Here is an 8,766-nt window from a genome sequence, read left to right on the forward strand (position 1 = left end):
CACTTTATGTCTCTTACGCCAACATATCCGTACGGGGAAAAGAAAAAAACAGGAACCAGTTTATGCCGAAAGTAAGCTGTGTACGAGGAGGGGATTCTTCGGGCGGCTGCGGCTCCCTCCCCACCCCTGTCATTCCGAGCAAGCGTTGTTTAACAAGAACACTGATATATAGCCACAGAGATAAATGTGATATAGAAATGGTAACACCGGAGTGAAAAAATAGCGCCGCGAGGAATCTGACAGGTTGTACTTCCTTTTTTCTTACAGCGGGGGGTGTGAGCGCCTCCCTTCCGAATGACAGGTAGTGCTTTTTGTTCCGGCAACAGGGTAAATACTGCAGAATAACGGCAGCGCCTGGGTTATTTCCTATGTCTAAAACATGACCACCCCTGATAAATCGAATATTGATCGGGGATAATTAAGAGTAAACAAATATAAGCGGGGATTGATCATTGAGCTAGTCTCGACCCCAAAAATGATAGGAGGGATGTTTACCATGCAGGTCAGCGGTAGAAACAAATTGACCGGCAGTGTCGTGCAAGTAACCCCGGGCACCGTCAATGCAGAGGTACAACTGGATATCGGCGGTGGAAATCTGATCGTAGGCATAATTACCAGGCATTCCCTTGAAAAAATGCAGATCAAAGTGGGTGATCGGGCCACGGCTTTGATCAAGGCCAGTTCGGTCATGTTCATGAAGTAAATGTGTTGCGCCACGGATTCCCCCAACAGGAATCTGCTGCCACAACCAACCCCGGATAACCCGGGTATATGCGGAAACACCTCGACTGTTGAAGTTTAAACCGGCAAAAAAGGGGCAAGCTATTCAATAAAATGGACAAAGGAGATGATCCTGTGAATCTTGTTCCCTGGAACCCTTTCAGAGATCTGGATCTGGGTAGGGAAATGAGTAGCTTTCTGGAAAATTCACCTTTTTCCTTCCTGGGCCGGCACTCCTCACCCCGCGTTGATGTTTACCAGACCGAAAAAGAGGTGATCATCAAAGCTGAAATACCCGGTGTTTCCAAGGATGACCTTGATGTTTTCATCGATGAGAATTCGATCCGCCTCTCCGGGCAAACAAGGAAAGATGAACGCTACAAGGATGAAAATATGTATCGAAGCGAAAGGTTTTACGGCAGTTTCGCACGTGCCATCCCCCTGCCCGCCGAGGTGAAACCTGATCAAGCCCGGGCCGAATACAAGGAAGGAATCCTGTCCGTCATCATTCCCAGGATGGAACCTTCAAAAATGAAGGGAAGGCGAATTGATATCCAGTAAATTCAGGTTCCCGTCAACCTGGAAATAGCCGTAATGAAAATCCATAAGTAAGCAGTCAAGCCATGTTGTCAGCCTCGAGCATGAAGCAGCCACATGATAAGGGCTGCTTCATGCTTGACGCATCTTTGGTTCGGGAAGCCGAATCTTAAATTTTTACTCCACTATCTCTCCCCCGGTACTGATCGTAACAACCTGCCACGGAATCATGACACCGCTGTCCAGCATCGCTTTCTTGACAAACCGGAGCAAGCCTTCACAGCAAGGAACTTCCATCTTCAAAACAGTGATGCTTTTTATTTCATGTGTTTTCAAAATGGCGGTCAATTTTTCAGCATAGTCGATGCCGTCCAGTTTGGGACAGCCGACCAGCGTGATCCTGTTGCGCATAAAATCGGCATGCAAATTGGCATAAGCAAAGGCTGTACAGTCGGCAGCGATCAGCAGGTGGGCATTGCTCAGAAAAGGCGCATTGACCGGCACCAATTTTATCTGGCATGGCCATTGGCGCAACTGGGAACCCATACGCTTCTCCACTGCCTGATGTGAATCGGCAACGTTTTGTTGCGGCAGGTCCTCTTTTTTCAAAACCCGGGCCTTGGTGCCGACGCAACCACATGGAAGAAATTCATCTTCTTCCCCTTCTTCCATGCAATGTGGGCCCCCGTCTGTTTCCTGCCGGGCTTCCATTCTCCGTGCTTGCAATTCCTTGACCGCTTCCTCATCGAAAGGCGCCGCTTCCCGTTCCTCAAGAGTGATCGCCCCTACCGGGCATTCGGGAAGGCAATCACCCAGCCCATCGCAATATGAATCCGAGACCAGCCTGGCTTTACCATCCACCAGGCGGAGTGCGCCTTCATGGCATGCATCGACACACAGACCGCAACCATCACACTTTTCTTCGTCTATTTTAACGATTTTTCTTATCATTTTTTTCCCCTCCCTGTTTTGAAAAAAATAATTTACGGGATGATGTTCCTCCTCATTTTAAAAACTGATCGCTTCCTTCGGACAATTCCTGATACACTCACCACACTGCAGGCATTCTTTTTTTTCAACACGATACCCCTCTTCTGCATCAAGGACCGCCTCGCCGGGACAGACTCCGGCACAGATGCCGCACCGTGAACAGCGATGAACATCTATGGATAAAAATCGTCGGCTTTTCCCGCCGGTCAAACTCAGAATTGTGCCAAAAGGGCATAGATAACGGTGCCATATTTTCTCTGAAAAAATTAGGGAAACCGCTACCCCGATCAGAAACATAACCGGCAAAACAGGCCATGCCTTGCCGCTGACTTTGATAAATACAAACATACCGATAAAAATGAGCAGTATTGTGTACCTGAAAAACGGACTTTTGAACAAGGCAGGCATGGGAATATTTCTGAACCCCGGCTTCTTTATTTTTCCGGTTGCAGCCTCCGTCACCGTATTGATAGGGCAGATCCAACCGCAGTAAAAGCGGCCCCAGACCATTGCAAGTGCTGCACTCGTAACAAATACGGCCAGCCACATCTGTATGTGTCCCATGTACAACAGGACAATAAACAGGAGAAGGAAGAACACCTGCACTGCTTTCCTGGCGGCCTCGTTCACCCCTGCCCCCCCCCGGCTTTCCATCTTTTTCGGTACATCCACGATCAAGACAAAAAATGCCCTGATCTGATATACCTTTTTTCTCCAACCTTGCCACCGCCCTTCAAGTATATTAAAATAAAAACACAGAGTCGGTAACCATGGTTACCAAACCCGCTTTCTGGAAATTTTTTTGGCGAGGAAAAGTGGAAATATATTATTTTTTTACGGGGAAAAGAATACATGGAAGGATGATACAGTGAATCATGAAAAATTGGCCGCGCTTGATGATTGTCCCCTTTTTGAGAATATCGACACTCCGGGGAAAACTTCCATCCTGAACTGCCTGCAGCCACAGATACGCCACTACGAGAACAAGGATCTTTTTGTCGGCATCGAAGGAGAAAAATTACCGGGGGTGGGCGTGATCCTGCATGGAGAAATAGCCGTGGTTAAAGAAGATCATGACGGTAATCGTCTGATGATTGCCCGATTCGGAACGGGTGAACTCATTGGAGAAGTCGCGGCCTTTTCATCTGAACAGTTCTGGCCAGCGACAATCATTACTTCGGAACCTTGCCAGATAATGTTTATATCTATCAATAAAATAATCAACAGCTGCCCCAATCAATGTTCGGAACACCGCCAGCTGATTACCAATATCCTGAAAATCATTGCCAACCGTGCCCTGATCATGAACCGGAAGATGAATTACCTGATGATCAGAAGCCTGCGGGTCAAGATCAGCAATTATCTGTTGGAGCAATACAAAAAACATGGAAAGCCGATCTTTGAATTGCCCCTCACTCGGCAGGAGTTGGCGGATTACCTTCATGTGTCGCGCCCTTCGCTTTCACGAGAAATGGGCCGCATGCGTGATGAAGGGATCATCAACTTTCATCTGAACCGTTTTGAAATCAAAAATATTGACACGTTGAAAAAAGAAGCAAACATTGTCCCTGTCTCCGGCAAAAAAAAATAAAAAGAAGAAAAGTAGATCATTCCACCCTGTTGAGAATCATGACTGAATCACCCAGGTTCACGCCCATATGTGCTGCAATCACCGGGCATTTGGCTTGCAGAAGAAAAAATGTTTTCTTGCCGGCAAAATCAGTCCCCTCCAGGGTCTCGTAATTGGCCTGCCCCTTGGCGATAACCGCATCCGCTGAAGCAACCGCTGCCTGCATTTCGGAACTGGTATGTTCGGGAACCACACCGAGATAATTGCTGCCCGTGGTGATCACCCGGGCTACTTGATCTACCCCTGTTTCCCTGGCATCCTCGAGCGTGGCATCGTTGAGGATCGGCCCTCCCTTGACCACATAGATAATATCGCCCACCAAATTGCGCAGGTAAGTCAGAAGAAGATGATCAAAAACAATCTCCCCGCTGTTATCCCCGATGACCACCAGCGTACCATCTTTGTTCAACATCCGACGGAAAATGTCGCTGTCGTCGATCTTGAATTCGCGGTTCAATTCGCGGTCAAGGCTCTCGTCGATATCATAGTCCGGGTTGGCTCCCATATCGATAGTGTTCCCGGCAACAGAACCTTTCAAGGCCGTTCTCAAAGGATCATCACTTTCCGCAAGCGCTTTTTCCAGCGCCGGAATGAAAGTGCGTGCCAGTTTGTTGGAAGCTGTTTTATCATCTCTGAATGGATCTTCACGCTCCATCAGCCGGTATGCTTCGAACAGAAGGATTGAGGCGTTTTCTGCGGGGCTTTTTCCCGGATCAAGTTCGGCCAGGACAGGATACAGGCCTCGTAACACATCATTATGTTTCTCCTCCTCGACACCCGAAGAGCGCATGGCCGTGATCACTTGTTTGATATAGCATGGAATACAGTCAACAGCTTGTTTCACTTTTTTACCTCCAATTCATATCATGTTTCCATTCTATTATAGATTCATCGTTGCCTCAACCCTTCTACCCTCCCGGTACGCCCCGTCAGGCCCTGTAATGATCAGTGTTTTATCAACAAGTGGTCTACCTGTCATTGCTATGGAAGTAAACGGACTCCAGCAAAAATATGCACCCGGAAGGAATAGTTTTCGTTTATCGTGGTGCGGGTAACGCGTGAAAATTCAGAGGCCGCCGCTGGCGGCCAAAGAATCCCCTTCCCACACCCCCCGCTGTAAGGGAAAAAGGAAGTACAACCTGTCATTCTGAGGGAGCCCCGCTTTTCAGGGCGACCGAAGAATCCCCTCCTCGTACACACCTTACTTTCGGCATAAACTGGTTCCTAGCTTTTATCTTTTCCCCGTACCGATATGTTGGCGTATGCGACGTAGAGTGAATGGTTGCCATAGCCGGTGAAGACGAGGAAGCGAAACGGGACTGCCGACGTGATGTGGACAGTGTATTATCTGTCCATTCAGAGGCCGCCGCTGGCGGCCGAAGAATCCCCTGGTTGACCACACTAACTCCCTGAACCGTTTTTTTGCCATGGCCCATGAACGGCCCAGTCGCCAATGCCAACATATAAAAAAAGAATAAGAAAACGTAGGTGGTCGATGAAACCCTGGGTAATATTATTTAGTTGGGGGAGAAGCTATTTCCTGGGTTTTATCTTTTCGCATACCCACAAAGAGAGCTTCAGTTCCTGAAGAATCCCTCCTCGAAATCTGTTTTATCGGGACAGAAGTCTGCTGAAAAGGGGTATCGATGATAGGGGGTTATCTTTCCTGTAAATGGCGTAGCTTTCAAGATTCAACTTCCATTCGGATCCATCTTCCTTGCAGGTGTACCTTTCTTCTATGGGGCGGCCGATAACAATCAGGGGAGTGTTGTATTCCGTACCGTTTGCATCAAGCAACAACTGCGGGTAAATCAGTGTCCGCTTGCAAAAATATTCGTTGTTGTTTTCGTCAACCATCCTTATCACAGCCGATTTGATGTGTTCGGGCTCGTTCGCCCAGCGCAGGCCGTCGATTTTTATGATATATGATGTATCGTTCGTCTTCAGATCGTCAACCGGAGTCAAAGGGAGTCTGAAGATATATTCTACCGGAGCAAGTATTGTCCCCACCACCAGGAGGAAAAGAACAAGGTAAAGAAGAAACCTGGCCATCATTTCAGCACCTTTTTCTCGGATTTCAAAACAGAAAGGCATTGGCCTTCCACGCCTTCTGATATATTTATGCCCGCAGAAGGATCAATCTATCCGGGATGATGATGCCCTTGGCCAAAATTTATTATCTTTCCTCCCCTTTCCCCTGTTTGCATCCCCCCCAGTCCCTGAAGACAAGATGTTCCATGATCAGTACCGCCACCACGCCAACAACAAACCCATTGCCTACAATAGGCCTGGCAATGGGTGAAAAGGCATTCAATACGCTCTGCGGCAGGTAGGATACGATGATACTTAGCATCAAGGGCAGAGCTATCGCCAGGCCATTTTCGAACTTGAATTTATCTTCATCGGCGATAACCATGGACATCCCCGCCGCAATCTGTGAGCACATGATATAGATCATGATGCCCCCCACCACAGCCGAGGGAATTCTACCCAGAAAGGCGATTGCCGATGGCAGAAAAGAGATAACCAGGAGGGCCGCCGCAGGTGGAATCAGTGTGAAACGAGATCCACATCTCGAAGACAAGATCACCCCGGGGCTCAAGGAGAAGTTGACCGGGCCGATAACTCCCAGAAAACCGGCCAGGGTATTGAGTGCCCCGGTAGCCATAAGCCCCCGTGTAACACGTTTGGGCATATTGTCAGGTTCGAGCAGGCCGCCAAGGGAATATATCGAGCCGAGGTCATTGATCGAGAGAGCGATGAAACAGACCAGAAAGGAGATGATCACCCCCGGTTCAAATTTGGGTGTCAGAATCATATCATGGAAAAACTCGCCGATAAAAGCATGATGCCCCCCGGTTATCAGTGCCGGATCCTGCGGAAAGACCAAATAGTAGATGATTGTACCGGCTATCATGGCCCACATGATCAATGCAGATTTCCAGAAACCGGTTGCAATCCTGTTCACAACAAAGATAGATATTACAAACAGAATAACGAAACAAAGATGTAACGGGACAAGTTCCGGCACGGAAGCTGCGGTGCTCAGATCCAGAATCATGGGGGTAAGGGTAAAAGCAACAAGAATGAGAATGGTTGCCACCACCGAGGGGGTAAAAAGTTTTTTCAGATAAGCAAAAAGCCCGGTGGCACTCAGAACAAAAAGAAGCAAACCCCCGATGGCCATCGCGGTGTAAATAGCATCTATTCCGCTTCCTCTACTGGAAACGATGCCTACCAGAAGTATGGTTGCCGGGCCGATTATCAGCGGCAGGCGGTGCCCCCACAGCAACTGGAGCAGAAAAGCCACCCCGGTAATAAAAAATATTTTCTGCATGTAGACGATCCTGGCACCGGATGCATCAAAATGCAAATCGGCCACAATTTTCCCCACTATGATAGCGATGGGAATAATGACAGCCAACCACTGAAGGCCTTGCAGGATCATCTCCCAGAATGGAGGGATGTCATCCAGGCCGTATCCGAGTTTCAAGTTGTCCATCTGCCCATCAACTCCTTAAACAAACATTTTTATGATCGCCAACGGGCTTTGCTTCTTGCCGATCAACGGCTGTACCGGGAAACCAGGCCTTCCGTGCTTGCTTTTGCCTTCAAGCTCAACGGTACCAAACTTCAACTTTTCATTCCTTCCCTCAGCAAGTCTCTGATCTCCGAAAGTAATTTTTCCTCACTGGAAACGCTGACCTCTTCGGGTTCGGGGGATTCCTCGGCTTTTTTGATATTCAGCCTGACCAGAATCCTGATCATGATAAATAACGAGAAAGCAATCACCAAAAAATCGGTGATACTCTGTATAAACGTACCGTAATTTATCACTGCTTCCCCCACCCGCAGCTCCAATGAGGTGAAATTGATTCCACCCATGAGAAGGCCGATGATCGGCATCAGGAGATCATCGACAAGTGAAGATATTATTTTCCCGAATGCACCACCCATGATAACGGCGATTGCTATTTCGAAAATGCTACCCTGGTCAACGAATTCCTTGAATGATTGCCAGAACGCAGGGCCCCCTCCATCCTGCTTTGCCATCCCAACCTCATCCTCCTTTTATTATTTGCAGAAATGACCGTTCCGTTTATTTCTCCATCTTTCAATCTGGAAATTCTTCCGTTTGATGGGCATAAATGGTCGGGAATTCCACATTTCCAAAACCATATCACATTTATACTGATATGTTAACGCCTGTCACGTGAAAATAGGGGGGATCGAGGAGGGGATTATTCGGCCGCCTGCGGCGCCCTCCCCACCCCTGTCATTCCGAGCAAGCGGTGTTTCGTGCTACGCAGACGTTGAGTTCGGCAATGGTATTGGCTGAAATGATGCTTTTTGCTGGCAAGAATAGCGCAGCGGGGAATCTGACAGGTAATACACTGTCCACATCACGTCGGCAGTCCCGTTTCGCTTCCTCGCCTTCACCGGCTATGGCAACCATTCACTCTATGTCGCTGACGCCAACATATCCGTACGGGGAAGAGATTAAAACGGGAACCAGTTTATGGCGGTGGTAAAGTGTGTTCGAGGAGGGGATTCTTCGGTCGCCCTGAAAAACAGGGCTCCCTCAGAATGACAGGTTGTATTTCCTTTTTCCCTTACAGCAGGGGATGTGAGAAGGGAATTCTTCGGTCGCCTGCGGCGCCCTCCCCACCCCTGTCATTCCGAGCAAGCGGTGTTTTGTGCTACGCAGACGTTGAGTTCGGCAATGGTATTGGCTGAAATGATGCTTTTTTCTGGTAAGAATAGCGCAGCGTGGAATCTGACAGGTAATACACTGTCCACATCACGTCGGCAGTCCCGTTTCGCTTCCTCGCCTTCACCGGCTATGGCAACCATTCACTCTATGTCGCTGACGCCAACATATCCGTACG

The 8,766-nt window shown here is 48.5% G+C and carries 11 protein-coding genes; 3 read left to right on the forward strand and 8 right to left on the reverse strand.

Features of this window, described 5'->3' with window-relative positions; genetic code table 11:
• Positions 1-496: 496 nt before the first annotated feature.
• Positions 497-703, forward strand: coding sequence for a TOBE domain-containing protein (locus GX364_00330; GenBank protein ID NLI69300.1), 207 nt, complete (start codon positions 497-499; stop codon positions 701-703).
• Positions 704-855: 152 nt separating this feature from the next.
• Positions 856-1,281 (forward strand): Hsp20/alpha crystallin family protein, encoded by a 426-nt coding sequence (locus tag GX364_00335; GenBank protein NLI69301.1) that lies wholly within the window; start codon positions 856-858, stop codon positions 1,279-1,281.
• Positions 1,282-1,434: 153 nt separating this feature from the next.
• Here the strand turns inward: GX364_00335 and GX364_00340 are convergent, their stop codons facing one another.
• Together GX364_00340 and GX364_00345 are read right to left on the reverse strand one after the other, a co-directional pair.
• Positions 1,435-2,208, reverse strand: coding sequence for a 4Fe-4S binding protein (locus GX364_00340; GenBank protein ID NLI69302.1), 774 nt, complete (start codon positions 2,206-2,208; stop codon positions 1,435-1,437).
• 57 nt (positions 2,209-2,265) lie between these two features.
• Entirely contained in the window at positions 2,266-2,877 is a 612-nt protein-coding gene (locus GX364_00345; GenBank protein NLI69303.1) for a 4Fe-4S binding protein, read from the reverse strand.
• Between the two features lie 238 nt (positions 2,878-3,115).
• Here GX364_00345 and GX364_00350 point away from each other — a divergent pair, with 238 nt between their 5' ends.
• Positions 3,116-3,838, forward strand: coding sequence for a Crp/Fnr family transcriptional regulator (locus tag GX364_00350; GenBank protein ID NLI69304.1), 723 nt, complete (start codon positions 3,116-3,118; stop codon positions 3,836-3,838).
• 16 nt (positions 3,839-3,854) lie between these two features.
• On the opposite strand, the gene GX364_00355 is transcribed toward GX364_00350, so the two are convergent.
• The 6 genes from GX364_00355 to GX364_00380 form a co-directional block, all read right to left on the reverse strand.
• Positions 3,855-4,721 carry a DUF89 family protein gene (locus GX364_00355; GenBank protein ID NLI69305.1) on the reverse strand — a complete coding sequence of 289 codons (867 nt, stop codon included), beginning with the start codon at positions 4,719-4,721 and terminating at the stop codon, positions 3,855-3,857.
• A gap of 767 nt (positions 4,722-5,488) precedes the next feature.
• Positions 5,489-5,932, reverse strand: a complete 444-nt coding sequence (locus GX364_00360) for a hypothetical protein (protein NLI69306.1) — start codon at positions 5,930-5,932, stop codon at positions 5,489-5,491.
• Between the two features lie 121 nt (positions 5,933-6,053).
• The gene (locus GX364_00365; GenBank protein ID NLI69307.1) at positions 6,054-7,379 is read right to left on the reverse strand and encodes a purine/pyrimidine permease; all 1,326 of its coding nucleotides are present in this window, start codon (positions 7,377-7,379) and stop codon (positions 6,054-6,056) included.
• A gap of 131 nt (positions 7,380-7,510) precedes the next feature.
• Entirely contained in the window at positions 7,511-7,930 is a 420-nt protein-coding gene (gene mscL / locus GX364_00370) for a large conductance mechanosensitive channel protein MscL (GenBank protein ID NLI69308.1), read from the reverse strand.
• A gap of 223 nt (positions 7,931-8,153) precedes the next feature.
• Entirely contained in the window at positions 8,154-8,333 is a 180-nt protein-coding gene (locus GX364_00375) for a hypothetical protein (GenBank protein NLI69309.1), read from the reverse strand.
• Between the two features lie 218 nt (positions 8,334-8,551).
• Complete coding sequence (locus tag GX364_00380) at positions 8,552-8,731, reverse strand: hypothetical protein (GenBank protein ID NLI69310.1); 180 nt, start codon at positions 8,729-8,731, stop codon at positions 8,552-8,554.
• Positions 8,732-8,766: the final 35 nt, after the last annotated feature.

This window comes from Bacillota bacterium, from assembly GCA_012518215.1.
Classification (GTDB): Bacteria; Bacillota; Dethiobacteria; order DTU022; family PWGO01; genus JAAYSV01.

What these genes read in the sequence shown, in the direction of transcription:
- GX364_00340 (NLI69302.1), bottom strand. Translation starts at nt 2,208, where the DNA reads ATGATAAGAAAAATCGTTAAAATAGACGAAGAAAAGTGTGATGGTTGC.
- GX364_00375 (NLI69309.1), bottom strand. Translation starts at nt 8,333, where the DNA reads ATGGTTGCCATAGCCGGTGAAGGCGAGGAAGCGAAACGGGACTGCCGA.
- GX364_00380 (NLI69310.1), bottom strand. Translation starts at nt 8,731, where the DNA reads ATGGTTGCCATAGCCGGTGAAGGCGAGGAAGCGAAACGGGACTGCCGA.
- GX364_00365 (NLI69307.1), bottom strand. Translation starts at nt 7,379, where the DNA reads ATGGACAACTTGAAACTCGGATACGGCCTGGATGACATCCCTCCATTC.
- mscL (NLI69308.1), bottom strand. Translation starts at nt 7,930, where the DNA reads ATGGCAAAGCAGGATGGAGGGGGCCCTGCGTTCTGGCAATCATTCAAG.
- GX364_00330 (NLI69300.1), top strand. Translation starts at nt 497, where the DNA reads ATGCAGGTCAGCGGTAGAAACAAATTGACCGGCAGTGTCGTGCAAGTA.
- GX364_00360 (NLI69306.1), bottom strand. Translation starts at nt 5,932, where the DNA reads ATGATGGCCAGGTTTCTTCTTTACCTTGTTCTTTTCCTCCTGGTGGTG.